Origin of the sequence: Bacillus sp. FSL R5-0434 (assembly GCF_038004745.1) — a bacterium.
Taxonomy (GTDB): Bacteria; Bacillota; Bacilli; order Bacillales; family Bacillaceae; genus Bacillus; species Bacillus halotolerans.
The window spans coordinates 527,695-551,661 of record NZ_JBBORV010000001.1 but is presented as its reverse complement, the minus strand read 5'-3'; the positions used below and the strand labels follow the sequence as shown (position 1 = coordinate 551,661).

Annotated in this window: 31 protein-coding genes, 8 tRNA genes and 5 pseudogenes; 18 read left to right on the top strand and 26 right to left on the bottom strand. The window is 34.0% G+C overall.

Translation table 11 applies throughout. The features are described 5' to 3' along the window. Window positions 1–53: 53 nt before the first annotated feature. Window positions 54–237 (top strand): annotated as a pseudogene (locus NYE43_RS02905) (T7SS effector LXG polymorphic toxin); the annotation flags it as partial. 56 nt (window positions 238–293) lie between these two features. Here NYE43_RS02905 and NYE43_RS02900 read toward each other — a convergent pair. Together NYE43_RS02900 and NYE43_RS02895 are read right to left on the bottom strand one after the other, a co-directional pair. After that, window positions 294–671 (bottom strand): hypothetical protein, encoded by a 378-nt coding sequence (locus NYE43_RS02900; protein WP_181000326.1) that lies wholly within the window; start codon window positions 669–671, stop codon window positions 294–296. A 211-nt stretch (window positions 672–882) separates the two neighbouring features. Next, window positions 883–1,085: pseudogene (locus tag NYE43_RS02895) on the bottom strand (tetratricopeptide repeat protein); the annotation flags it as partial. 89 nt (window positions 1,086–1,174) lie between these two features. Between NYE43_RS02895 and NYE43_RS02890 the strand changes: the two are divergent. From NYE43_RS02890 to NYE43_RS02875, 4 genes are all read left to right on the top strand, one after another. Then, on the top strand, window positions 1,175–1,558 hold the full coding sequence (locus NYE43_RS02890) for a VOC family protein (protein ID WP_095714154.1): 384 nt from the start codon (window positions 1,175–1,177) through the stop codon (window positions 1,556–1,558). Window positions 1,559–1,688: 130 nt separating this feature from the next. Further along, a complete protein-coding gene (locus tag NYE43_RS02885) occupies window positions 1,689–2,027 on the top strand; it encodes an MmcQ/YjbR family DNA-binding protein (RefSeq protein ID WP_024120329.1) in 339 nt (112 codons plus the stop codon). A 229-nt stretch (window positions 2,028–2,256) separates the two neighbouring features. Continuing rightward, a complete protein-coding gene (locus NYE43_RS02880; protein ID WP_024120328.1) occupies window positions 2,257–2,718 on the top strand; it encodes a CarD family transcriptional regulator in 462 nt (153 codons plus the stop codon). 341 nt (window positions 2,719–3,059) lie between these two features. Beyond that, window positions 3,060–3,200 (top strand): BC1881 family protein, encoded by a 141-nt coding sequence (locus NYE43_RS02875; protein WP_103672005.1) that lies wholly within the window; start codon window positions 3,060–3,062, stop codon window positions 3,198–3,200. 421 nt (window positions 3,201–3,621) lie between these two features. Here NYE43_RS02875 and cspC (NYE43_RS02870) read toward each other — a convergent pair whose 3' ends face one another. Both cspC (NYE43_RS02870) and cspC (NYE43_RS02865) read right to left on the bottom strand, forming a co-directional pair. Beyond that, window positions 3,622–3,825, bottom strand: a complete 204-nt coding sequence (gene cspC, locus NYE43_RS02870) for a cold shock protein CspC (RefSeq protein WP_010333137.1) — start codon at window positions 3,823–3,825, stop codon at window positions 3,622–3,624. 899 nt (window positions 3,826–4,724) lie between these two features. Next, a complete protein-coding gene (gene cspC, locus NYE43_RS02865) occupies window positions 4,725–4,928 on the bottom strand; it encodes a cold shock protein CspC (protein WP_010333136.1) in 204 nt (67 codons plus the stop codon). 934 nt (window positions 4,929–5,862) lie between these two features. Here cspC (NYE43_RS02865) and NYE43_RS02860 point away from each other — a divergent pair. Further along, complete coding sequence (locus NYE43_RS02860) at window positions 5,863–6,891, top strand: fatty acid desaturase (RefSeq protein ID WP_101860328.1); 1,029 nt, start codon at window positions 5,863–5,865, stop codon at window positions 6,889–6,891. Between the two features lie 444 nt (window positions 6,892–7,335). On the opposite strand, the gene NYE43_RS02855 is transcribed toward NYE43_RS02860, so the two are convergent. Then, window positions 7,336–7,689 (bottom strand): hypothetical protein, encoded by a 354-nt coding sequence (locus tag NYE43_RS02855; protein WP_024120326.1) that lies wholly within the window; start codon window positions 7,687–7,689, stop codon window positions 7,336–7,338. Further along, window positions 7,686–7,919, bottom strand: a complete 234-nt coding sequence (locus NYE43_RS02850) for a helix-turn-helix transcriptional regulator (RefSeq protein ID WP_003240464.1) — start codon at window positions 7,917–7,919, stop codon at window positions 7,686–7,688. The genes NYE43_RS02855 and NYE43_RS02850 overlap by 4 nt, the downstream gene beginning before the upstream one ends. A 190-nt stretch (window positions 7,920–8,109) precedes the next feature. Between NYE43_RS02850 and NYE43_RS02845 the strand changes: the two are divergent. After that, window positions 8,110–8,420 (top strand): annotated as a pseudogene (locus NYE43_RS02845) (SMI1/KNR4 family protein); the annotation flags it as partial. Window positions 8,421–8,899: 479 nt separating this feature from the next. Further along, on the top strand, window positions 8,900–9,214 hold the full coding sequence (locus NYE43_RS02840) for a YfzA family protein (RefSeq protein ID WP_101860327.1): 315 nt from the start codon (window positions 8,900–8,902) through the stop codon (window positions 9,212–9,214). Between the two features lie 680 nt (window positions 9,215–9,894). On the opposite strand, the gene NYE43_RS02835 is transcribed toward NYE43_RS02840, so the two are convergent. The 7 genes and pseudogenes from NYE43_RS02835 to NYE43_RS02810 all read right to left on the bottom strand — a co-directional run bounded on the left by NYE43_RS02835 (window position 9,895) and on the right by NYE43_RS02810 (window position 14,698). Then, window positions 9,895–10,371 (bottom strand): HXXEE domain-containing protein, encoded by a 477-nt coding sequence (locus tag NYE43_RS02835; RefSeq protein WP_101860326.1) that lies wholly within the window; start codon window positions 10,369–10,371, stop codon window positions 9,895–9,897. A gap of 444 nt (window positions 10,372–10,815) precedes the next feature. After that, window positions 10,816–11,322, bottom strand: coding sequence for a MepB family protein (locus NYE43_RS02830; protein WP_041482140.1), 507 nt, complete (start codon window positions 11,320–11,322; stop codon window positions 10,816–10,818). A 632-nt stretch (window positions 11,323–11,954) separates the two neighbouring features. After that, entirely contained in the window at window positions 11,955–12,479 is a 525-nt protein-coding gene (locus NYE43_RS02825) for an NAD(P)H-dependent oxidoreductase (RefSeq protein ID WP_101860325.1), read from the bottom strand. 198 nt (window positions 12,480–12,677) lie between these two features. Beyond that, a complete protein-coding gene (gene phrI / locus NYE43_RS02820) occupies window positions 12,678–12,797 on the bottom strand; it encodes a phosphatase RapI inhibitor PhrI (RefSeq protein WP_076983188.1) in 120 nt (39 codons plus the stop codon). Then, window positions 12,754–12,921: pseudogene (locus NYE43_RS21665) on the bottom strand (tetratricopeptide repeat protein); the annotation flags it as partial. The gene phrI and the pseudogene NYE43_RS21665, both read right to left, overlap by 44 nt. Next, window positions 12,898–13,131: pseudogene (locus NYE43_RS21660) on the bottom strand (lysozyme family protein); the annotation flags it as partial. The pseudogenes NYE43_RS21665 and NYE43_RS21660, both read right to left, overlap by 24 nt. Before the next feature lie 517 nt (window positions 13,132–13,648). Further along, a complete protein-coding gene (locus tag NYE43_RS02810; protein WP_101860324.1) occupies window positions 13,649–14,698 on the bottom strand; it encodes an amidase domain-containing protein in 1,050 nt (349 codons plus the stop codon). 85 nt (window positions 14,699–14,783) lie between these two features. On the opposite strand from NYE43_RS02810, the gene NYE43_RS02805 reads away from it, so the two are divergent. The 3 genes from NYE43_RS02805 to NYE43_RS02795 all read left to right on the top strand — a co-directional run bounded on the left by NYE43_RS02805 (window position 14,784) and on the right by NYE43_RS02795 (window position 17,180). Beyond that, on the top strand, window positions 14,784–15,284 hold the full coding sequence (locus NYE43_RS02805) for a DUF4944 domain-containing protein (RefSeq protein ID WP_101860323.1): 501 nt from the start codon (window positions 14,784–14,786) through the stop codon (window positions 15,282–15,284). Between the two features lie 262 nt (window positions 15,285–15,546). After that, entirely contained in the window at window positions 15,547–16,062 is a 516-nt protein-coding gene (locus NYE43_RS02800) for an ImmA/IrrE family metallo-endopeptidase (protein WP_024120318.1), read from the top strand. Between the two features lie 11 nt (window positions 16,063–16,073). Beyond that, the gene (locus NYE43_RS02795; protein WP_101860322.1) at window positions 16,074–17,180 is read left to right on the top strand and encodes a tyrosine-type recombinase/integrase; all 1,107 of its coding nucleotides are present in this window, start codon (window positions 16,074–16,076) and stop codon (window positions 17,178–17,180) included. Window positions 17,181–17,438: 258 nt separating this feature from the next. Here NYE43_RS02795 and NYE43_RS02790 read toward each other — a convergent pair whose 3' ends face one another. Together NYE43_RS02790 and NYE43_RS02785 are read right to left on the bottom strand one after the other, a co-directional pair. Then, window positions 17,439–17,999: a YiiX/YebB-like N1pC/P60 family cysteine hydrolase gene (locus NYE43_RS02790; protein ID WP_024120316.1), complete on the bottom strand. Its 561-nt coding sequence runs from the start codon at window positions 17,997–17,999 to the stop codon at window positions 17,439–17,441. 23 nt (window positions 18,000–18,022) lie between these two features. Beyond that, complete coding sequence (locus tag NYE43_RS02785) at window positions 18,023–18,358, bottom strand: DUF3139 domain-containing protein (RefSeq protein WP_024120315.1); 336 nt, start codon at window positions 18,356–18,358, stop codon at window positions 18,023–18,025. 396 nt (window positions 18,359–18,754) lie between these two features. Here NYE43_RS02785 and NYE43_RS02780 point away from each other — a divergent pair, with 396 nt between their 5' ends. Then, entirely contained in the window at window positions 18,755–19,009 is a 255-nt protein-coding gene (locus NYE43_RS02780; RefSeq protein ID WP_038954151.1) for a YesK family protein, read from the top strand. A gap of 36 nt (window positions 19,010–19,045) precedes the next feature. On the opposite strand, the gene NYE43_RS02775 is transcribed toward NYE43_RS02780, so the two are convergent. The 3 genes from NYE43_RS02775 to NYE43_RS02765 form a co-directional block, all read right to left on the bottom strand. Next, window positions 19,046–19,816, bottom strand: coding sequence for a hypothetical protein (locus NYE43_RS02775; RefSeq protein ID WP_101860321.1), 771 nt, complete (start codon window positions 19,814–19,816; stop codon window positions 19,046–19,048). Window positions 19,817–19,925: 109 nt separating this feature from the next. Then, window positions 19,926–20,159, bottom strand: a complete 234-nt coding sequence (locus tag NYE43_RS02770) for a hypothetical protein (RefSeq protein WP_024120312.1) — start codon at window positions 20,157–20,159, stop codon at window positions 19,926–19,928. 12 nt (window positions 20,160–20,171) lie between these two features. Further along, on the bottom strand, window positions 20,172–20,741 hold the full coding sequence (locus tag NYE43_RS02765) for a sigma-70 family RNA polymerase sigma factor (protein ID WP_024120311.1): 570 nt from the start codon (window positions 20,739–20,741) through the stop codon (window positions 20,172–20,174). Between the two features lie 195 nt (window positions 20,742–20,936). Between NYE43_RS02765 and NYE43_RS02760 the strand changes: the two genes are divergently transcribed. The 5 genes from NYE43_RS02760 (at window position 20,937) to NYE43_RS02740 (ending at window position 22,204) form a co-directional block, all read left to right on the top strand. Further along, a tRNA-Cys gene (locus tag NYE43_RS02760) sits at window positions 20,937–21,007 on the top strand. Between the two features lie 29 nt (window positions 21,008–21,036). Further along, the gene (locus NYE43_RS02755) at window positions 21,037–21,288 is read left to right on the top strand and encodes a glutaredoxin family protein (protein ID WP_024120310.1); all 252 of its coding nucleotides are present in this window, start codon (window positions 21,037–21,039) and stop codon (window positions 21,286–21,288) included. Window position 21,289: 1 nt separating this feature from the next. Then, window positions 21,290–21,493, top strand: coding sequence for a hypothetical protein (locus NYE43_RS02750; protein ID WP_024120309.1), 204 nt, complete (start codon window positions 21,290–21,292; stop codon window positions 21,491–21,493). Window positions 21,494–21,499: 6 nt separating this feature from the next. Then, entirely contained in the window at window positions 21,500–22,045 is a 546-nt protein-coding gene (locus tag NYE43_RS02745; RefSeq protein WP_101860320.1) for an N-acetylmuramoyl-L-alanine amidase, read from the top strand. 15 nt (window positions 22,046–22,060) lie between these two features. Beyond that, window positions 22,061–22,204, top strand: coding sequence for a YvrJ family protein (locus tag NYE43_RS02740; RefSeq protein WP_081638236.1), 144 nt, complete (start codon window positions 22,061–22,063; stop codon window positions 22,202–22,204). Window positions 22,205–22,445: 241 nt separating this feature from the next. On the opposite strand, the gene NYE43_RS02735 is transcribed toward NYE43_RS02740, so the two are convergent. The 8 genes from NYE43_RS02735 to NYE43_RS02700 all read right to left on the bottom strand — a co-directional run bounded on the left by NYE43_RS02735 (window position 22,446) and on the right by NYE43_RS02700 (window position 23,741). After that, window positions 22,446–22,529: transfer RNA gene (locus NYE43_RS02735), tRNA-Leu, on the bottom strand. 81 nt (window positions 22,530–22,610) lie between these two features. Beyond that, a tRNA-Leu gene (locus tag NYE43_RS02730) sits at window positions 22,611–22,692 on the bottom strand. Between the two features lie 11 nt (window positions 22,693–22,703). Then, window positions 22,704–22,779, bottom strand: a tRNA-Lys gene (locus NYE43_RS02725). Between the two features lie 27 nt (window positions 22,780–22,806). Then, a tRNA-Gln gene (locus NYE43_RS02720) sits at window positions 22,807–22,881 on the bottom strand. A gap of 12 nt (window positions 22,882–22,893) precedes the next feature. Beyond that, window positions 22,894–22,965: transfer RNA gene (locus tag NYE43_RS02715), tRNA-Glu, on the bottom strand. 29 nt (window positions 22,966–22,994) lie between these two features. After that, a tRNA-Ser gene (locus NYE43_RS02710) sits at window positions 22,995–23,085 on the bottom strand. A 5-nt stretch (window positions 23,086–23,090) separates the two neighbouring features. Continuing rightward, window positions 23,091–23,165, bottom strand: a tRNA-Asn gene (locus NYE43_RS02705). A 123-nt stretch (window positions 23,166–23,288) separates the two neighbouring features. Beyond that, a complete protein-coding gene (locus NYE43_RS02700) occupies window positions 23,289–23,741 on the bottom strand; it encodes a SprT family protein (RefSeq protein ID WP_024120307.1) in 453 nt (150 codons plus the stop codon). Window positions 23,742–23,844: 103 nt separating this feature from the next. On the opposite strand from NYE43_RS02700, the gene cmpA reads away from it, so the two are divergent. Beyond that, window positions 23,845–23,958 carry a cortex morphogenetic protein CmpA gene (cmpA, locus tag NYE43_RS02695; protein WP_003225207.1) on the top strand — a complete coding sequence of 38 codons (114 nt, stop codon included), beginning with the start codon at window positions 23,845–23,847 and terminating at the stop codon, window positions 23,956–23,958. The last annotated feature ends 9 nt before the right edge of the window (window positions 23,959–23,967 follow it).

Genomic DNA, 23,967 nt, shown 5'->3' with positions numbered 1-23,967 from the left:
ATAAATAATTAATAGTAACATTAGGATATAAACTCATAGAAAAGATTGGACCAATGAAAGGATTTGAAGCAGATTCTTTGTTATCTGAAGCTTAAAATCGAGCAAAAGATTATAAAGAATTTGAAAAATCAAATGATAAAGCTAAGAAAAGCATTGGAGACTGTTGCTGGTTTGCATGACAATGAGTTCTCTGGCAAAGGAACAGCATTTTATCACGATCATGTTGGTGATCAATGGAAGGCCTCTTTCCTCGACATTAGGGATAAAGCTTTTCAATAAAAGCAACTATTCTATTAAGATTTAACTTCTTTATTCCTATCAATTAATAAGGTTACTACAACACTAATTATGCTGACTAACGTTCCTAAAACAGAAACAAGAATGGTCAAAAAGCCATTGGGAATAAGAAATCCAATTGGAATCATCCCCAGAAAAGTGAAAACGATAAAACATTGATATACTCCAGATATTATTCTTACAACCATGTTACCAAAAAAGGACATGGCTAATGGAGGGATGAATAAAAATACAACGATCCCAATGGATATCATTAAGATCATAGGCTCATCAAATGAAATGACATTATCTCCAGGGGAATCTTTAGCAGCCACTAGTATAACAACTATAGACATCATCAGTGTGAGTAAAACCAGAAAAAATCTTTTTAACATCGTTATGACTCCTTTTTTTATAAATGTGACTATAAACGAGTATCCTGCCTTTTTTCATTTTCATAACCATTTTATATACTTAATGAAAAAATATGCAGTCAAAACGCAGCTATCAATAATATTTATCACCACTCACTATTTAGACATAAATTTACATAATAGTAAATAACCACATTATATTCATATGTGACATTGCAATGCTTTACGTTTTTCTTTGCAGCTTCAAAGAATTTAAAAATTGTTCCTAAGCTCTTTCATATTTTCTAAAGAATCGATCAGGTTTCCTACGACAATAAATTGGCAACGTATAATTTGGACAGTTTCTTACACTCCAAAAATGTTGAGTGCACGATTTGCATAATTCATGGAGAAATACGTTTGTTTCATATAATATACATAAGACACTTTGAAAAAAGTCGGAACAGGACTTCTGACAAATGTGTGGGTTGTTTTGCTTGCAGCCAGTATCATGCGTCATAAATATCAAAGGAGGCAAAAACAGTATGAAAATCATTGTTACCAGTATATTCGTACAAGACCAAGACAAGGCACTGGAGTTTTATACAGAAAAGCTGGGGTTTGTAAAAAAGGAAGACGTTCCTATGGGGAAATTCAGGTGGATAACACTTGTTTCTCAAGATGATCAAGATGGAACCGAACTTTCACTCGAACCGAATGAACATCCTGCTGCTAAGGAGTATCAAAAGAAGATATTCGCCGAGGGCTTCCCAGCAACAATGTTTGGCGTTACAGATATACGAAAAGAGTACACACGATTAATGGAAAAAGGCGTGAAGTTCACTATGGAGCCGACCATAATGGGAGAAGTCACAATAGCTGTCTTCGACGATACATGCGGCAACCTTATTCAGATCATACAGAAGTAACTTCATGACGTTCTTATATTAACACCTAATAGTCAAAACGATTAAAACAGATTTTACTTTGATATATAATGATCTTGGAATCATTGGCTCATTTATCTATACTCATAAATTATAATGGCGGTGGCTTATTATGACTCTGAATGAAATAATTGATTACTGCCTGTCTTATCCAGACACCTATAAAGACTACCCTTTTGGTGAAGGATGGACTGTGATGCGTCACAAAGGTAATAAAAAGTTGTTTGCGCTTATCTTTAATCTAGATGGTCATCTATGCATCAATCTTAAATGCGAACCTGAGCGCGCCAATTTTCTGCGCAGCATCTATAAGGAAGTGAAACCCGGTTATCATATGAATAAAGACCACTGGAATACCATTATTTTAGATGGTGCCCTCTCGAAAGAAACTCTAGGTGATATGGTGCAACATAGTTTCGAATTGACAAAGCCGAAGAAGTCTCATAGCTAAAACGAAAAACTGATCTATGTTAATTAGTCGAGGTTTCAGGATATACACGGACCAATTGACCTTTCCTTTATTGGAAATAATACACGTTCCGTATTGTTTTTGCTTGATCTGATTTATTAAAAAAAGTTATTGACAACAAAAATATTATCATGTTATTATTAAATATTTTGATTATCCACCTCCATGTATGGTAAGCTTAAGAAGGTTACCATACATGGAGGTGGATAATATGTTTCAAATTGGCGATAACATTGTTTATCCAATGCACGGAGCAGGTATAATTGAAGCCATAGAAGAAAAAGAATTTTTAGATGAAAAACAACAGTACTATGTCATAAAAATGTCAATCAGTAATATGACAGTTATGATTCCAACACGTAAAATATTGAGTTCAAGTATACGACCAGTTACTGATATACTTGCATTAAAACGCATTATACACATTTTTCAGCATGGAGAATCAGATAGGTTACTGCCGTGGAAACAAAGGTATCAAGTAAACACGAACAAAATAAAAACGGGTGAAATACTCGAAGGTGCTGAAGTCGTACGTGATTTAATGCGTATGAAGAAAGAAAAAACACTTAATTCAAGCGAAAAAAAAATGTTGGATAATGCATATGAATTTTTGATCAGTGAACTGGAAGTAATTAAAGGAATCACTGAAAATCAAATAAAAAGCTTCTGTTAAGGTTGATATTACATTCCAAAAACATTCTGAATTTTTCAGGAATATCATGATTAAAAGTAAATCATTTCAAAGACGTTCAACTTACTTTTAGAACATTAACCTCTTTTGTTATACCTACAATCTAATCCAGTTTTATGATTTACATTTCTTCTACGAACATTTGAAGTTTTATCAAAAAATTCGAAAAATAATCGCTTGATTTTTGTACCTGATTCACACTGGCACGGACAAGGAGCCGTAAGGATGGAAGAGAGGTAGGGCTTTCATTGTGTTAGGTATATCTAATTGATTATTTCTAGAAAAAAAATCAATCAATCTCCCCTCTTATCTAGAATTTCTATATCCACTGCGACAGTCACGAGTTAAAGAAACCTACTTCTAATAAGGATCCGTCTTATGAAAAAATTGAAGTTGGTGGAATTTTTGTAGATGGACCAGCTGTTATTTTAATTAATCAACAATACATAAAGATTGTTGAATGAACGAAGAAAAGGATGATTCTTTACGAAAAGGAATGATCCTTTTTGTTTACTGCTGGTCATGAATTAAAAAAAGAAGAGTGTCGGAATGATCATGGTTGACTCCCGTTTAGCGTGGCGCTTTTGGCGGTTGGTACACGACACATGTAGAGTTGGCTATTATTTTTAACATTTCGTGAAAGTTTGCTTCCTAATAAGATGTAGGTGTGTTCGAAAAGAAATAAATAACTTATATACATTACCGCATATTGTCAATCCAGTATGTTATACTTGTAAAGAAACCTTTGAAGCGTTAAATCTTTTTCTATTACCTGTACCATCTCCCTACTCGAACGTTGAGTAGGGTTTTTTATTGAGTTTTATACAGAGAACGCAAAAAAACAGGCCCCTATATTAAGAGCCTGTTTTTATCAACGAGTTTAGATTAAGAAGCTTTTTGAACGTTAGCAGCTTGAGCTCCACGAGCACCTTGCTCAACGTCAAACGTTACTTTTTGACCTTCGTCTAACGATTTGAATCCGTCACCTTGGATTGCAGAGAAGTGTACGAATACGTCGTCTCCATTTTCACGTTCGATAAATCCAAAACCTTTTTCTGCATTAAACCATTTAACTGTACCTTGTTCCATTTTTGTTGCCTCCTAGTGTGTTACCACACATTTTAATTACTATCCCTGCCCAAAGTATCATCTAGACGAAAAGTCAATATTCATACTATCCTTTACACGAACAAAAATAATCTTTCTTTATCATAGCACGAAACGGAAATAATGGCAATCATATTATCGTTTTAATCATGGCATATTTGATAAAGGTGTGGATACTGTGCAAAAGCGGTAAGCGAAATAAAAAATGTCAATAATCCCGTATCGAATTTGTAACATGATCTAAGAGGGCTTATTAATATCTACGGTTTGATACTCCCGTGAAAATGAATCACGAGTGTGTACTTCATTATTGATTGTTTAAAAAATTTCTTAAAAAGCTCAGCTGTTTCTTGTTCAAGTGCAAGATATTCTTTTAAAAGCAGGGCTGTTCACTAGTAAAGCTTTGTTTCTACAGACGTCTCCAAACTGTCACTCATTGTTTAGTCCCGTTTGCCAAGAATACTTGGACCACAAATCATCTTCCTTTTCTTCATTACCACTTTCCAAAGCCTTTTAATCATTTTGACACACAACATTCAATCCATATTTACGGTAGTATTTCCTTACTTGTAATGTTTTGCTCCTCAATCAAGGTTCACGGTCGAAATAAACCGATTCCCACAGGTTAGTGAAAAAAGAAAGAATAGTATGTAGTTGTATTCGAAAAGAAAAATAAATAATTTATATACATTCCGCATATTGTCAATCTAGTATGTTATACTATAAACAAACCTTTGAAGCGTTAAATCTTTTGCTATTACCTTGTAACATCTCCCTACTCGAACGTTGAGTAGGGTTTTTTATTGAGTTTGAGTATTATACAGAGAACGCAAAAAAACAGGCCCTATATTAAGAGCCTGTTTTTCTATAAACATTTAAGATTAAGCAGCTTTTTGAACATTAGCAGCTTGAGCTCCACGAGCACCTTGCTCAACGTCAAACGTTACTTTTTGACCTTCGTCTAACGATTTGAATCCGTCACCTTGGATTGCAGAGAAGTGTACGAATACGTCGTCTCCATTTTCACGTTCGATAAATCCAAAACCTTTTTCTGCATTAAACCATTTAACTGTACCTTGTTCCATTTTTGTTGCCTCCTAGTGCGTTACCACACATTTTAATTACTATCCCTGCCCAAAGTATCATCAAGACGAAAAGTCAATATTCATACTATCCTTTACACGAACAAAAATAATTCTTCTTTATCTTAACATGAAACGGAAATAAATGCAAATTAATATTATTGTTTTATTTATGGCATTATTTGTTAAAAATGCAGAATAAGAGGCCTTCATTAACGATGGTTTGAAAACACCTTGAAAATGAATCACGAGTGCCTTCAGCCCTTTTTCTTTGCTTAATCGTACTTCATTATTGATTGTTAAAGATTTCTTTACAAAGCTCAGCTGATTCTTATTTAAGTGCTAAAAACAGGGCTGTTCACTGGTAAAGCTTTATTTCTGCAGATGTTTGCAAACGTTACTCATTGTCTACCCCCATTTGCCAATATGCTCAAAAAAATAAAACTTGATCTCAAATCATCTTCCTTTTCTTCATTACCACATTCCAAAGCCTTTTGAATTAAGCAACTAGGAAATTCAAGGTCTTCCAGCTTACTTTATTTTGACACTCAAAAATCAATCCATATTCTACAATTGTAAAGTTTGTTCCTCAATCAAGGTTCACGGTCTAAATAGATCGATTCCCATGGGGGAACAGGAGAGAGTTTGGTCCGATAAAGAGATGGGTATAATCTTTATACGACTTTTGTTTCCTGGCTGTCTCTGCTAATTAAGATTTAATTAAGCTGGAAATCAGTTTTACATTTCCAATCATTTTACAGAGGGATAGGAAAACCGATTCATTTAACAGCTTTTGAAAAGGATCCTTAGCTGGCTGGCGAGTTATAACAAAACCATGATACGTATCATATATGGAGTATGACAGCTGGGACTTCAAAGGGAATAAAACGTTTTCTATACTGAGCTTAAGAACATTAGGAAGGGGAAACTTTAATATATGAGTAAAGAAAACCTAAGGACTTTGAGAAAACTGGTTACCCCTTACGAAAAGTCCGATTTACAAAAAAGTATTTGTCAAATCATTAACACATTGGGACCATTTTTTCTGTTATGGTTTTTGGCATATAAGAGCTTGTCGATTTCTTATTTTCTTACATTAGCAATTTCTGTCGTTGCGGCAGGGTTTTTAGTGAGAACCTTCATCATCTTCCATGATTGCTGCCACTATTCCTTTTTTAAGAACAGAAGAGCGAATCGAATCCTTGGAACAATAACAGGAATTCTGACTCTGCATCCTTTTGATCATTGGGCACACGATCACTCTGTCCATCATGCGACAAGCAGCAACCTGGACAAACGCGGTACAGGCGATATTTGGGTACTGACCGTTGAGGAGTATAAGGAAGCCTCAACCAAGACAAAAATCATGTACCGTTTGTACAGAAATCCGTTTGTCATGTTTATTATTGGGCCGATTTACGTCTTCGGGGTGACCAATCGTTTTAATCGTAAAGGGGCAAAACGCAAAGAACGGATGAATACGTATGTAACGAACCTGGGGATCGTCGCTTTGGCAGCACTTTTATGTTGGGCTATCGGCTGGCAAAACTTCCTGCTGGTTCAAGCGCCAATTTTTATGGTATCGGGATCCCTCGGAATTTGGATGTTTTATATCCAGCATACGTTTGAGGATTCTTATTTTGAAGAAGATAAGCATTGGGAATATATAAAAGCAGCAGTGGAAGGAAGCTCTTTTTATAAGCTGCCAAAAATCATGCAATGGCTAACAGGCAATATCGGTTTCCATCATGTTCATCATTTAAGCCCGAGAGTCCCAAACTATAAGCTTGAAGAAGTACATAACAGCACTGAACCACTGCAAAACGTTCCGACCATTACACTGGCAACAAGTCTGAAGTCGTTAAAGTTCCGCCTATGGGATGAAGAAGGCAAAAAATTTGTAGGTTTTAGCCATTTAAAAAAAGCTCCTAAAAGCCAAGTATCAGTGCGGCTAAAAACGGATTAAATAAACTCCCCTTAATCGAGATAAGGGGCAGTGTATCTTGCAAAATAAAAGTGCAGACTCGCGCAAAGGTTTTGTGCAGAGGTCAGCACTTTTTTAATGCCAGGATACACTTGTAACAAAAAAATAATACCAAAGGTGATTAAACCCTTGGTATTATTGGGATGCGGCCGAGAGGACTTGAACCTCCACGAGTTATTCACCCACTAGACCCTCAACATAGTAAATCCATATCATTGATTATGAAAGCTTGCTTTCATTACACTTTCTAACTCCACTTTACATCATTTCTATAAGTTTATATAAATATGGTTAATAATTGGTGAGCAAAAAAAACGCCCTATACTTCCCCACTTCTCCAAATCTCATTATAAATTGATTTCATATTCGTTCCCTCTCCTAAAACAATTAAAACTACAGAGCCACTATCTTTCTCGGTAATTGAATTTACAAAAAATCTTTTTTATATCGAACGGCTAGATAGATTGCTGAAGCGAAGAATGCAATAGAATACTTAAATAAGAAGAAAACTTGCCACATATATTCTTTTGGGAAAATCAAGTCGCACAAAATTAGTGCATATAACATACAGAGGCAACCTTTTAAAGCGATTTGGTTTGTTCTCTCGTCAGTCTTACCCATTTTTTTATGAAATACGATTGTCAGAATCAATCCGACTACAAGCAATACAAATCCGCTGCCAATGAGAATACTCCAATTTCCTTGAGAATGTTCAGCCCAGGACTTTAAAGGGGAAAAAATTGCGTTAGTGATCGTATCTGAGATCGAATTCATTTTCATTTTTGATCATTTCCTTTCTCATAAGTAAAAATCTCGTTTACATCCACATTAAAAAATTCGGCAATTCGAAAAGCTAACAGAAGAGTCGGAACATAATTTCCCTTTTCCATTACAAAGATGGTTTGTTTGGAAACCCCGACTTTCTTTGCTAATTCTTGCTGAGACAATCTGGCAAGTACACGATATTCATAAACCTTATTTGAGATCGAATCACCAAAATCTTTCTTCATGACCATCACCTCTTGAGCCAAATTATAAACTGAACTTATACAAAAGTAAAGTAAACTTATACAAAAATATAAAATACCTTTATGTTTACCTAAATTACTTTGATTTAACATGAACCTGATCGCATAAAGAACCTGATAAAATTCATGATTTTGTTAGGTTCGATCTGGTGTAATTTATGTTTTATAAGTTCACGGTTTTGGTGTCGCATACGGAACAATGATTATTGGTTATGACTCTGAAGGCGCTGAAGTTGTAGAGCAAACCAAAGAATACAGAGCGTTCTACAATCTTATACCAGGTCTTGTTGTTATTGAGTATATAGATAAATTTTCTTATTGTCTTGATACAAACAGAATGGTAGATGGAGAGTGTCTAGTTATTCTTTGGGATAAACATAAGGATATGGATATACAGCTGCAAGTAATTTTCTAGAATTTCTTCTTCAGCGACTAGAAAAGGGTAAAGAGGATTTAAATGAAGATGAGGATTGGGAAGATTAATCTTTACACTCCCTCAAAATAAAGATTTTCCTCGAAATTGAATGATTACAACATAAAAAAACCGTACCAAGATGTTTTGGTATGGTTTCTAAGATAGACCCTCAACCTAGTAAGAACGTATCATGGGTTACAAAAGCTTTTAATCAAAGCATCTGTTTATTTTATTTACACCAATTTTCATCATTTTTTATGAATTCTGGGCACAAATGAGGTACCTATTAGAGACCAACGGAACTCTACATTTCATCAAGTGTTATGTCACTCATTGCCCTGTCGTAAAAAAATAATTCTAACTTTAATATTGCTCCCATTCTTGCTGTGTATGCAGGTATCTCTCCGCATCAACTTCCTTCAATATCTGAACAATTATCTAGCTTGGTTTCAAGTGTTAGAATCCATCAACATTAGATTATGAAACTTATTCTTTAATTTTCCGTATATCAATATAAAATGGTATCTAATGCAGGGAGGAATATTAGTTGGCTGAAAAGCAAAAAAGTGTTCCATTTTTGAAAAAATATTGGGTTTCTCAAATTGGTGTATTTTTATTGTCACAGATAATTTTTATTACATTTGAAACAACAGGATGGTTACCTAATTATAGAGAGATTGATGGAACACTATTTGGGAGAATTACGGAATCGTCAATTTTTATAGACTGGTTTACTTTTTATGAAACACCACAATTAAATTTACTTACTGTCTTTTTTGGCGTCTTCTTTCTTGTGCCTGGAATAATAAGTGCATTAAAAAACGTATTTTCGCCTAGACACTATAGTAATAGCTCTAAATAACCGTGATTAAAAATAAATATGGTTTATTAAAATGAATAAAGTTTGAGAAGAGTTGTACTTAAAGTAACGGGTGCGTTAGTTGAACAATTCAATGTTATAAGAATGGAACTTCCATATATTTGGGGTTCTATTTTTTATAAGTAAACCAACATTAAACCACAACCATTTAAAAAAAGCTTAATCAAAAAGAGTAAGCTTTTTCTAATTATTTTAGTAACCTATGCCCCTACCCTATCTGCAGCCACTTTGACTTCTGTACTATGATCACTTTGCAAATAGTTTTCTTGAATTTCTTCTTCAGCAACTTAAAAAAGGTAAAGAGGATTTTGACGAAGATAAGGGTTGGGAAGATTAATCTTCCCATTCCAAATAAAGTTGTTTTGGGGATTGAATAATTATAATATAAAAAAACCATACCGAGATGTTTTGGTATGATTTTCTAAGCTAGACCCTCAACATAGTAAATCCATAACATTGGTTATGAAAGCTTGTTTTCATTAGACTCTTTATATTTATTTGCCATCTTTTCTATACGTTTACATCAATTATGGTTTAAAAAATGGTGAGCCAAAACAATGAATGACCTTGCATTTTTTCATCTATATTGATTAAGAATTCCAATTTCTTCCTTACGAATAAAAGTTTCACCTTCTTCCTCAATTCTAATCAAATCAAACTCATTAAGAAGATACTTTATCACCAACTTTAAATAATAATGGAATAAGTGCTAATAAAATAATTCCTACAACCAACGTAGATATTATTAACTCCTTCCATACAATCAAATTCTTTAAAAACATTTGATAAATAACTAATGAGTTTACTGGAATGTTAAGCAATAAGCCCGTAAGAAGTCCAGGTGCATACTTTTTCATTAAAACAGTTGCAATAAGATGTGGAAAAATAGCGTTGATAACCATAGAACCTAGAAAGCCAATGAAAATCCATTTTGCAATATCTGATTCTGGCATATATAAAAAACCAAATGCAGATAAATAAGCCAACATAGTTATAACAATGACAGCAAAATGAAATTCATTTGAGGTTACTGGCTTTTGAAACTTTGAAGGTTGTTGTGACCACTCAGGTAACCAAATAGCTTCCTCAATATTATGCAGTGTAATAGCAAAACAAAAAAATACTACGAAATAAACCATCTTTCATTTCCTCCTCGGTGCCACGTCTCTTAAAGGAATCAACCAATATGGTTTGGCAACATTATACTACATATGAGGGTGATCTGATTGGTGTTAAAAGACAGAAGAAGCTGCCTAAGTAGTTGCTTCTTTTTTATATGTGCAATAACGTGTTGTTGGTGTCAAGTTCGTATAGCTACACATACTTGATAGTCCAAGAGGATATCAGCATAGAATGATTAACAATTTCTGAAAACATCCCTTTGTTTAAACATAAGCAAAATCCCCATAAGTAACAGTACTTCCTATTGCTATGAGAAAAACTGAAAAACACCGTTCTGATGAGTAGAACAGTGTAAAAAAATATTCCTTATAGAACGGTTGTAATCTTTTATTTTATTATCTTATTTTTTTAATGACTCTGCTAATTTTAAATGTTGATTTCCTACTCAGGTCTATCCAATTTTAGTTAGAATATAGCTTTAATAGTTCTTGTACTGGAAAACTATTTGTATTGTTCACCTCAACAAAATATGCTAACTGCCATTTTTGTGTTTCGATAGCTTGTTTGCTAGTGGGATTATCCCATCTAGGGTAAACTCTAATTGCCATTTTTCCTTTTGTAGTAGCTGTTTTAAGGATATTTTGTTTTACAAGAACTTCTTTTGGAAAAACGAATTGCCCAAAATTATTACTAGTAAAAGTATTGATAACCAATAAATCAGTAGCCTTTTCATATGAAAAGGCTTGGTTTTTATTATCCCCATCTTTTTCCCAAAAAGCAACAAACTGTCCTATCTTGTTAGGTGTTTTTTTTGCTACTCTAAATCTAACCGATTTTGAATTTAGTTGAAATATACCAGCCCCATAATCTGAATTTTGAGCTTCTTCTCGAATAGCATTTATAGTTAAGTGATTTGGTTCATAAAAAATTTTATTTACATATGCTAACGCCTTATAAAATTCATCCACTGCTTTGTACTCCTTATTTTTTATACTACATAATCCAATACCTTCTTGAATAGAATGGCTAATCATTGAAGTTATCTTTCTTATAAGTGAAATCCCAATATAACTCTCCTTTCAGACTCAACAACAAAACTTTATGTTTAATTAAGGCTACGCATCGATCGACAAAAGGTTTCGAAATAATGAAGTTCCTCAAAAAAAGGTAAGTAAATCATGACTTGCATTTGGTGCCATGTCATGAACTCCTAAAGGAGATTTAATAACTCCAACAACAAAAAAAGATACCAATATGTTTTGGTATCTTCATCTAAATCGAGTCCCTCAACCTAGTAAAAACATATCATGAGTTACAAAAGCTTTTATTCAAAGCATCTGTTTATTTTATTTATACTTATTTTCATCATTTTTCATGAATTCTGGGCACAAATTGGGCACCTATTAGAGACCAAGGAACTCTACATATCATCAAGAAATATGTACTCATTGCCCTGCTGTCATTAATGTTAAGCCCTCGCTCTATGCCCCCCTGCATTCAGTATTCGATGTAACTTTGAAATAAAGTTTGATTAAAATCTTACACAAACCCTTATTTTTACAACACTTCATTTGTTTCAGCTTCCCTCGCGAATACCGGATCAATGCTCAGCTTTAAGATAGTCAACCAATTTCTCCGCACTGTTCTTAACATCTTCTTTTGAAAGGTGAAGTGTCCCATATTGTGTAAACGCAGGAAGAAAACGCATTCCTATATAGTTAGCAGTGACTTGAAACGGTCTGATAAGCTCGCTAATCGTGATATTATAGTCTCCGCCTGCTTGATAATCAGATTCCTGTGCGCCTAGGGAGATAGCTAAGAGTAGTTCTTTTCCATGCAATTTCGTTCCTCCAGTTCCAAAAGCCCAGCCATGTGTTAACACATCATCTTCCCATTGTTTGAGTAACGCGGGACTGCTGTACCAATACATTGGGAACTGAAAAACGATACGCTCATGATCTAACAGGAGCTGCTGCTCTTTTTCTACATCAATGATAAAATTAGGGTATTCACCGTACAGGTCATGAACCGTAATGTCATTCTCTTGTTTTAAACGATTCATCCAGGTTTTGTTGACAACAGACGTTTCCAAATTAGGGTGTATAACGATAACTAATGTTTTCATTTGACTGATCATCCTTTCTTCGCCGATTAGTTATTATTGCTTTTACGATAATGAATTGATTCTAATTTTAAAATATCAACTTTATTTACACTTATTTTATCATTTTTCATGAATTCAGGGCACAAATTGGGCACCGATTACATTTATAGCCCAAAAAAAGCTTAACCTTTTAAAAAAGATTAAGCCTTTTTAGTACCCTCATGCGCCTACCCTATCTGCAGCCACTTTGACTTCTGTACTATGATCACTTTGCAAATAAGTTATTGAAAATACACTACTTAAAATCACTGCTGCCAATAGAATCCGGCTGATTTTCATTAATAATCTCCCCTTTTTTAATTTTTCGTCTTGCTTCTATACTCATACGATAATATTCATTAGAGAGCATTAAATTTCCTTGTTCATGAAGATAATCAGTGACTTCAATCGAGTTTTCTGGGTCAGTTATGGAGTTAGGAGGTAAGCCAATACTTTCGGAACTTTGCATAATATCTAAAGAACGCCCACCACTTTCTTGCATGGTGAGCGCCATAATAATATTCACTTGGTCAAAAACACCTTTCTGACGGGCATATTTTTCGTACACAGCCCTAAATTCTTTCCACTTCCCCGGTGCAATGCCAACCGTTTCATATTCGCCATCTCCGCCGCCTCCTGCTTTAGTGAAATGGTTATAACCACTATTGCATGCGGTGAATAATAAATTATTTAAGTATAAACAAATAAACCATCATCATTGTAGAGACACCAGTAGATCATTTAAAAATAAACAAAAAAATACCAAAGGTCTATAACCCTTGGTATTATTGGGATGCGGCCGAGAGGACTTGAACCTCCACGGGTTATTCACCCACTAGGCCCTCAACATAGTAAAATCATATCACTGGTTATGAAAGCTTGTTTTCATTACACTTTCTAACTTTGCTTTACATCATTTCTATAGGTTTGTATGAATTATGGTTAATAATTGGTGAGCAAAAAACACCCTTACTTCCTACTTCACTAACTCTCATTATGTTCACATGATATGCAATTAAGTTGTTAATTTTTCAGGAGTAAAAATGGAGTAAGTTTTCATTATAGCTACTATTCAATAATCCACCATAACGGTTTTTTATACAAAAAAAAGAACTAGTCATATTAAGCAACTAGTTCAATTTTTGTTAGGATTAGAATTTGATAACTCTATATTTATAATACTTTGATTTCCAGTCTAATTCTAAATGTGCATATAAGTGTGCACTAGAATGTGCAGAATATCTTGGATACCCTTTATAAACATCATAGATAACTGCAGTATGCTTCCATTTTTTAGACGATTTAGAGTACATCTGAATAACGTCACCTGTTTTCACATACTTTGAAACATCCTTAGGACTTGTTAAATTGTATACTTTATGTTTTTTTGTACCGGCCCAATATGTATAAAAATCCGAAACAACAGTCCACGAAGTTGAATATGTTCGTGCGGCACTTTTAGGCACTGATTGATTGTACCAACCTTTTGTTGTTTTATGATGACCACGATTAAAGCTGAATCCAGTAGTATTCATAGGCATTCCACCAGCTAAAACTACCTGTGAAGCATAGTTGGTGCAATCTCCTCCACCACTACTTTCGCCATAATATCCATATTTACTCGTCTTCTTATTCCAATTGTTAACCATGTATTTTTTTGCAGCCGATCTACTGTAACTAGACCCCAATTGAGTTACAAAAAAGGAATTAGAATTAGTACTTGCCATATAGTCAATTGGAATCTGACCTGATTCTTCTTTAATTTCTTCAACTTTTGCTTCAGCTTGTTTGTCTTCTTTTATATTTTCTTGTTGTACTTGTTTAACCGTTTCATTTTCAACTTGTTTAGGAAGATCAAAGTTTTCAACCTCTACTTCACCATTCTCATCCTTTTTTTCTTCTTGGGCGGCGTACTTAGCCAATTCCTCTAAATAAGTATCTGAATAGACTTCCATTAAAGAAAAGTTATAACCTGATTTTGTTATCTCATCGGCTTTTTCATTTATACCTTGAAGAAAATTAATGTAATCCTGAGAATTAATGTTATAATTCAAATGTTGTGCTTTTAAATACTTTTGGACTTCGGTTTCCCCTTGCTTAACTGTTAAGTTCTCATTTTCAGCTTCAGCTGCATGAGCATTATTAAGGAAAGTGAAACTCAAAGCTGATGTTACTATAAGACTAAGTGCAATTTTTTTCATTTGTTTCTCCTTATTTGAATTTATGGTACTATCATATAGTAATTACTTTATGAGGAAAAATCAATACATTTTTTGGAGGTTATTTATGAAAAAGGAGTATAAAAGACCTGTTTTATTTACAATTTTTGCTTTGGTTATTATTTTCCTAGTGTTTTTCTCATTAAAAATCTATAACCATTACAATCTCGTATATCCTAACTGGGAAGGTAAAAGTAAGGATCACAACTGGGAAGTAGTTTTTAAAAAGAATGAAGATGCTCCAAAAGAGTTTAGCGGGGAGATTCTTTGGATTGGTGATAAAGATAAAACTGATAAAACTTATATAGAATCCATAACAATAATGAAAGATAATAAAACACTTCTTGATACTTCAGATTTTAACAGCGATATCCCTATGAAAGATTATTCAGGTGGTACCTCTAGCGATGGATCAGCTAAAGAAAAATCATTTTCATTTTTAGAACGTTTAGAAGAATCTGATCTAAAGGGATCTAAGATAACGGTTCAAGTGAAATGGAAACAAGAGAAACAATCATTCAGTACTGAAAAGTTCGTTCTTTCAAAGAAAACTTTATTTAATCATTAATTCTTTGAATTTATTCTAACCAGTTCTTTATCTGAACTGGTTTCTTTTTATGAAATTCTTCAGTATAAAGGTTTTTTCGGAATTGAATGATTACAACATAAAAAACCATACCAAGATGTTTTGGTATGGTTTTCTATGATTGACCCTCAACATAGTAAATCCATATCACTGGTTATGAAAGCTTGTTTTCATTACACTCCTTATATTGATTTGCCATTTTTCTATACGTTTATATGAATTATGGTTAAATATTGAAAGAGTGATGAACATTTACACTTCAAAAAGTATAAAACACAAAGCACAAGAAATTATTAAAAAAAATAAAACAAACAATGTAAGTATCATTTGTAACAATTTAAGAATTTTTCATTTAGAAAGTGACCTAGGCAACGTAAATGGCTTCCTTCAATACTGTGAAGAGGAAGATGAGTACATTATTCACATCAATGAAAATGCCAGTTACAGAAATTTTATTATTGCCCATGAACTTGGGCACTTTTTCCTTCACAAGAAATTGAATTCTTTTAAATTGTCAAATTGTTCACTTATCTTGGAAGAAAAGTTAGAACATCAGGCCAACATATTCGCTTCTGAACTTTTGGTGACTGATAAAATGATTCGAGATGCAAATATCAACTTCAATGAATATACGTTAAACGACATTGCAACCTATTTTAAAGTCCCTACTTTTGTAATCAGACATAAAATTGAGCAGCTGAAATTTTCTTCTTCAAGAGGTTTCAACGTTTTCGATAATAAACTAATAGCACAATTCTAAGGAGCAAAATAATGTCTATAAGGAAAACTAAAGATGGGAGATATAGAATCGACGTTAGTCTTGGTTTTGATCCAGTAACAGGAAAACGCAAAAGAAAAACAATGACCTTAAAAACGAAAAGGCATGCTGAAGAAATGTATCATGCAATAAAAAAAGCACACAGTGATGGTTTGCTAATAAGCCATAAGGAAGTCAGTTTCCCTACACTAGTAAGTATTTATTTGGAGCAATGTAAGCTTCACCATAAGCCTAATTATTATAATATTGAAAAATACACAATAGAAAAACATATCATACCTCATTTTGAAAATTGTATTGTCAAAAAAGTTACTCATAATGAAATTCAAGACTTTCAAAAATCACTAATTGATAAAGGACTTGAAAATAAGACAATAAACAATACAATGATTATTCTCAGCAAAATTTTTGATATAGGCATCGTAGAAGATGTTTTAATCAAAAATCCATGTGCAAAGGTGAAAAATTTAAGTGTCGTCAAAAAACAGATGAAGTTTTGGACTCCTGATCAGTTCAAAGAATTTATTAGTCTCATAGAAAAAGATGAATTTATTTTTAAAGTGTTCTACACTACCGATTATCTGACTGGGATGCGCTTAGGAGAAATTTTAGCGCTTCAATGGAAAGATTTAGACAAGTTTAGAAGAGAAATCAATGTATACAAAGCTCTAACATATATAAACCAAGAATATATAATTACAGCTCCCAAAACTAAAAATTCTATTCGCCGTATAAGTATCAATTCAAAACTTATAACATTGCTTGATGAGTGGAGACGATATCAGAAGGAAATCTTTGATGAACTAGGAATTCATCAATCAGAAGAAACTTATATGTTCCAATACAAAGATAGACCGCCTACCAAAGATATTTTCAGCAGAAAAATAAAACAGATTTGTCAAAGAGGAAATGTTGAGCCTATCCGTTTCCATGATTTGAGGCATTCACATGTAGCCTTGCTTATCCATCAAGGGGAAGATTATTTAGTAATAAAAGAACGGTTAGGACATAGTTCCGTATCTTTTACAATGAATACTTACGGACATCTTTTTCCTAATAAACAGAAGGAAACTGCTGACCGTCTAGATGACTTTCTCTAAATCACTCGGATTTCAAAGGAGTAAAGATTCCCAATGAATTGAGACTTATTCATATCCCCAGCAAGGTTTCAAATGATTAATCTTCTTCAGATTATGAATCTCATTACAATTTGAGTTTTTTTAATATTTATCAGAGTAATCAAACCAATTTTCCTCAAAGAAAAAAGAGATAAGAATAAACTCATCTCTTTTTTCTGACTAGTTAGACTATTAAACTCATTATTTAAAACTTAATGTGAGAAATGGTATTATACAACCTCATTTAATCCGAGTAAAGTTCTCCATGACAACCATTAAGTTCGGATTGATAACCCAGTTTGACGTAGGGGGATATTCCCACATCTCAGCTTGATCTCCTAAAATTTTTAGTTTAACCCCTCCACTAAAATAGAACGCTTGATATACAAATTTGGAACAATAAAGATCTTTCCAATCTCTTAAAGCAGAAGAAGAAACAATCCTATAGTTATACTTTGCTCCTACATTATAACTCGCCCAATATCCAGCACCTGTTGCTATGCTAGAATTCTTGTAACGCATTACATTATATCCTCCGTCTTGCTTTTTAAACCAATCACTTAACTTAGAGCTTTTTACAGTGCTTCTTCCTTTATATACTTCCACTGCAGTAGCACCATCTCCCCCAACTATTGCAGCGTGTCCAACAAAGTAATTGTCCAATGACTTTTTCGAGATCAATACATCTCCAGCTTTTGCTGTTTGACCATTGCTGTATTTTACTGCTTGTGCTGAATGCAATCCGTTAGTAAACAAACATCCTAAAGCAACAAAGAAAATAGTTAAAATCCTAGCAAACAAAACGTATTTCCCCCTTCGATTTGTCATTCATTTTTATTAAGAATGGGATCTTTGGCTTTACTAAGATCCTCCTTTCCTTCAAACGTTATTTTGCCGTTATTCGAAATGTAGAAATAATGTATGTTAGGCTCGTTTTTATATATAACTCTAACCAAAATCCCATAATCTCCAACCTTAGATCGAATACCTTTAACTTCTTTGATATCTTCTTTTTTCTTATCCTCTTCATTGATCAAATAATTTTCAGTTTCAGATGCAATTTTCTTGGCTTGATAATCATAGAAATAGTTTACTGAAAAGAACCCAATTACAATTAACGCAACTATTACAATAATAATTAAAGCTATTTTCTTATTCATTAAGTGATCCATCTCCTTTTCCAAACATTAAGAGTACTTGTATAAAATGGGATGTTGAGACAATTGTACACTATATCTCTATCAATGTTAACCCTATTCCTAAAAATGTTTACATTGTTTTCACAAAGGATTCAGTTTTAAGACCTTTCGAAGAAAATGCAAGAATAAATAACACTTTCCTACTAAAGATGGAAAGTTGCTTCTATTCGATTATTTTTTCTAAGCAACTGAACTAAAAGGGGAAATAATCTTTTTTTAGGCATATGGATTCAGTTTCTCTCCCCCTTCCCCTTGCTTCTGCTCATATTGTCACTAATCCTGTATGAGAGGCCTTCCTCTATAAATTATCTGTTATAATAAAACTTTCCAAAACTTTTTAAAAGGGGATGAGTAATGATGACACTCTGGCTAATGACAGCTATTTTCTGTGTTATTATTGTGGGCATTTCTTTATTATTTAAAAAAAAGAAATCTCCTCTACAGTATGGTATCCCATCAATTTTAATGGTGCTCAGTATAATCTTATTTATTGTAAGTTTCATTGTTGGTAGATGGGAAGGAATAGGGATAGGGGCTATCAGTGTCTCTCTGTTTGTTTCATCAGTAATCGCTTTGATCGTTATAAGCGTTTTAGGATTTTTGAAGGATTAAAGAAAAGCCTGGCTAAATCAATAGCCAGGCACTCTTTTAACAGCCTTTAGGTCCAAAATACATTTTAATTCCAAATGCAGCCCAGGTTACTTCATTTCTTACACATTCAACTAGCATTGTGTCACACTTACACTTCCTCAACCCATTACCATAGCATCTATCGTGTAACACACAGCAACTATCGGTATAATTGATTGTTTTTCCGCCGCCATGATCTCCGTTGTAGCCACAATTTCCACCGCAATGTTGATATCCCCCTGGCAAACATCCATTTGAATTCCACCATTTTTTTGTTTTGAAATCCCCTGAGGTTTCCCCCGAATCCATAAAGTTTCCCGTATCTTGAGGAATATAATTAGGATCATTAGGCAAAGGCTCAGTTATATCTGGTAGTTGTGATTCTGGATAATCAGCAGAAAGTGTATCTATTTCAATTTCTCCTTCTGTATTAAATGTAATACCTAGTAGATAATGCGAATCAGTTTTATCTGTTATTAAAACCTGAGCCACTTCTTTATACTCTACTGGTAATTCATAATCATTTAGTTCATGATACGCAATTCGTACAGTTTTTGGCTCATTAATAAAGACAATTTGTTTACCTGAGACCACATATCCTTCCTCAAGTTCAATGTCACTTTTATAAGCATTGTCAACTTTTAAATTTTCTTTTGAAATTGTTTGTTCATTATTGAACTGCTGGTTAACCACTACTAATAGATCATCAAATGAACTGTCATTAAATGCCCTTTCTTTAAATTCTTGCAGTTCTTGACCCTCCATGTAAACACCATTTAAAATTTGCAAATATCCCAACTCCTTTATAATTTTTAGAGGCACTAACTGCTCTTGCTGATTATTGCCTCCTGATCTACAAAGTGAATTGAGTATATGAAAAGTAAACTCTTTTTAAAAATTATTCAAGCTCATTTTCATGGATAATTGCAAACTCCCAAAAACCAGGAACATCTTGAAGGCAGAGCCAGTTTAATTTACTCAACATTTTAGCTATTATTTCTTGTTCAAAATCTTCTCTTTCTTGAAAAGAAACATTATATAAACATTTTTTGATAAGGGGTGCCATCATCTTTATTATTTCTTCTTTCTCTTTTTGAGAAAGAACATTTTCATCTTTACACAAAAAATCCACTTCAATTTCCTCCTAATCTTCTTGATTACAAGTCTGTTTCAATTTATTAAGGCTTCTTTTGTAGATATTAAAAACGTTTTGCCTTGAGTCTCCTAGAAAAGTAGCTATGTCTTGGAGAGTTAGACCTTCTATATACATTAAATTTAGAATTTTTTTCTGTTTTTCATTGAGATTTGTATAAGCCTGATGTAATTGTGGATCTGTGATACATTCATCCAAGCTGATACAACACTTTGTAAGAGTATCGACTTCAGTCTTATCTGGAATAGTTTCTATTCTAGATGCAGTTATTTCTTCATCTTGTTTTAATGGAGCATCTAGTGTAAGTAAAAATCTTTGCTGCATTCTGCGGTTTCGCTTGTCAAAATCAATTGAAGATACTTTAATCATTGTGGTTAGGTACTTAAGGATACGCGCTTTTTTATAAAACTTTTTGAATCTCTGATCTAATAACTGTTGATTTTGTAGAGTAGGATGTTCGGTGGCCTTTTTAAAAACTTTTTTGTTTGTAGAGTTTGTAAGAAATTTTTTAACGATTGGTTCATTCAAAAATTGAAAATTTAACAATGTTTGTTTGCTCATGAAAAATCACCTCTACCTATTTAGTGAAATTAAATTAGAAGAAGTAAACGATTATGTAAAATTAGGGAACGTATGTTCTATTTTAAACTAATGATTATATTTTTTCAATTTTTCATGAGAAATTTAGGAAATAGTTAAAAGTTTATAAAGAACGTTTACATCCATGGTGGATTTTTCACTTTATTTGGTACAGATGGCAGTATAGCCAAGTGGTAAGGCAAAGGTCTGCAAAACCTTTATCATCGGTTCGAATCCGATTGCTGCCTTTAATTTCAATTTAGGAAGGTGAATATTAATGAAACCAAATATTATTGTTTTTACAGCTGCTAATTGTATTTTTTGCAAGAAACAAAAAGAATGGTTAGATAAACTTTCTATTGAATACCTTGAAAAAAAAGTAGAAGTTGAAAAACACAAACGAGAACTATTAGAAAGAAAGGTTTTAGGGGTACCCTTTACCATTATTACTTTTGAAAGAGAACCAAAAGAAATTACTGTTGCAGGATTTAATGTTAATAAATTAGAGAGTCTTCTATTGGGGGATTAAAATGAAACAATTTGATAATTCACTGAATCAGTATTATCAATTGAAAAAAGATTTATTGTTAGTTGCTCAAAAGTTAAACTCATGCAATATTGAAGATAAAGAGATGTATCAAGATATTGTGCTCTGTTACAGTAAACATTTGAAAGAAATAAATAGGTTATTAGAGAAAAAGTATGGTCTGAAGTTGTGTTCTGATGAGGAGTGACTTTGAATGCCTAATATAGTTTTAGATGCGGGTCATGGAGGTAACGATAGTGGGGCTACAGGCAATGGTTTGATTGAGAAAAATTTAACTTTGGACTTAGTGTTAAAAGTAGAACAACATCTAAAAACAAAGCAGAGCGTGATAGTTCATCTAACTCGAAATACTGATGAATTTGTGTTTTTAAATAAACGATCACAGATTGCAAACAAACTAAATAGTAACCTCTTTGTTTCTCTTCATCATAATGCAGGTGGGGGAACAGGATTTGAATCATACATCTATCCTGGTCTAAAGAATACTATCACAGGACAAATCCAACAAGAGATGCATAAAGATATTATAAACTTTTTAAAACTGCAGGGTATGAATGATAGAGGACAACGTGAAGCAAATTTTGCGGTTTTGAGGCAAACTAAAATGCCAGCTATTTTGTTGGAGAATCTTTTTTTAGATTCCAAAAAAGACGCGTCTCTTTTAAAGAAACCGACATTTATTGAAGAATTGAGCCAAACAATGGCTAATAGTATTGCCAGTATCGCAACTAACCTTTAAAAAGGAGGGAGTTGCTTGAATTTATCTACTGAAACGCTTATTGCTATCATTGGAAATTTTGGTTTTCCTATATTAGTTGCTGTTTATTTACTAACACGGCTAGAGAGCAAATTAGATGCATTGACGGAAGCAATTATTGAACTCAAAAACAAAAAATAATTAAGAAAACCAGTTCGGGAAATGCTTACTGTGGCGGCTAACATTTCAAAGAACTGGTTTTTTTGCGGATATATTAAAGTACTATACGTTTATATGAATAATTCCCCTAGGAAACACAAACCGCAATACCAACTTACTTTAAGTAACTGGTGAGTATTGGTGAGCAAGCCTTCTTCCCTAGCCATATTTTCCGCATAAAAAAATAATACCAAAGGTGGTTAAACCTTTGGTATTATTGGGATGCGGCCGAGAGGACTTGAACCTCCACGGGTTATTCACCCACTAGGCCCTCAACCTAGCGCGTCTGCCATTCCGCCACGACCGCGTGATCATTAAATTGTGTTTGTGCTGGTTTATTAGGCTCTTAACCTAGCAAAACCTATTTGCGTGCACTTTGTAATTAAAGTGCGGGTGAAGGGACTCGAACCCCCACGTCGTAAGACACTAGATCCTAAGTCTAGCGCGTCTGCCAATTCCGCCACACCCGCAAAAAGACAAATGGTGAGCCATGAAGGACTCGAACCTTCGACCCTCTGATTAAAAGTCAGATGCTCTACCAACTGAGCTAATGGCTCTTACTATTTAATTTCATAAAATAAAAATGGCTGGGCTAGCTGGATTCGAACCAACGCATGACGGAGTCAAAGTCCGTTGCCTTACCGCTTGGCTATAGCCCAACGAAAATGGAATGACCCGTACGGGATTCGAACCCGTGTTACCGCCGTGAAAGGGCGGTGTCTTAACCGCTTGACCAACGGGCCGATGGTTGAGAACTTATATCGCAATCTTATGGCGGAGAAGGAGGGATTTGAACCCTCGCGCCGCTTACGCGACCTACACCCTTAGCAGGGGCGCCTCTTCAGCCACTTGAGTACTTCTCCAAATATGGCTCCACAGGCAGGATTCGAACCTGCGACCGATCGGTTAACAGCCGATAGCTCTACCACTGAGCTACTGTGGAATAATGAGACAAGATTCATTATATCAGGTTTGTCATTCAGAGTCAAGAGGTAAATATTTTTTGTTTATCTCTCGTGACGACTTTTATAATGTAACATAGGCTTGCCAGTTTCGTCAACCTTTTTTACGAAAAAATTCTTTTTATTTTTCCGCGGCATTTTCCGCATCTGTATCTGTCAGGATTCATGGCGCGTCTCTTTATATACTGTTGGCCGCAAGCCGTACATATATACCTATATGTTTTGTTGCTTTCTGTTTTTTTCTTTAGAGGCGTACAGAAGCGAGGCGCATTGACTTGCTGGAGAAGCGCTCTGAAATCTTTGTCCCTGTGCTTGTATCCTTTTCCTTCAAGGTGAAGATGATAATGGCAGAGCTCGTGCTTAATAATGCCAATCAGTTCCTCCCTCCCATGTTCAATCAAATATTTTCTGTTCAATTCGATGTTATGAGAGGTTAACAGGTATCTTCCGCCAGTCGTTTTGAGTCTGTCGTTGAAAACAGCCTGATGGCGAAACGGCTTTTTGAAATATGTGTTAGAAATATCCTCTGTAAGCTTTTGCAGCTCTTTGTTATCCATGGTGCACCTCACTAAAAAAACATTGAACGGGACAATTCACTGTTCGCATACAATAGGGTAATCACCGCCCCTCTTATGATAAAAGCTGAGGAGGAATGAGCCTATGCCAAATTGGCTGAAAAAGCAGATGCAAAAAGCGTTCCTTGAAAAAGATAATTACCAAATTAAACTGCTGAATCAATGCTGGTATTTCTATAGGAAAAAACACTGCTCGTAAGCAGTGCTT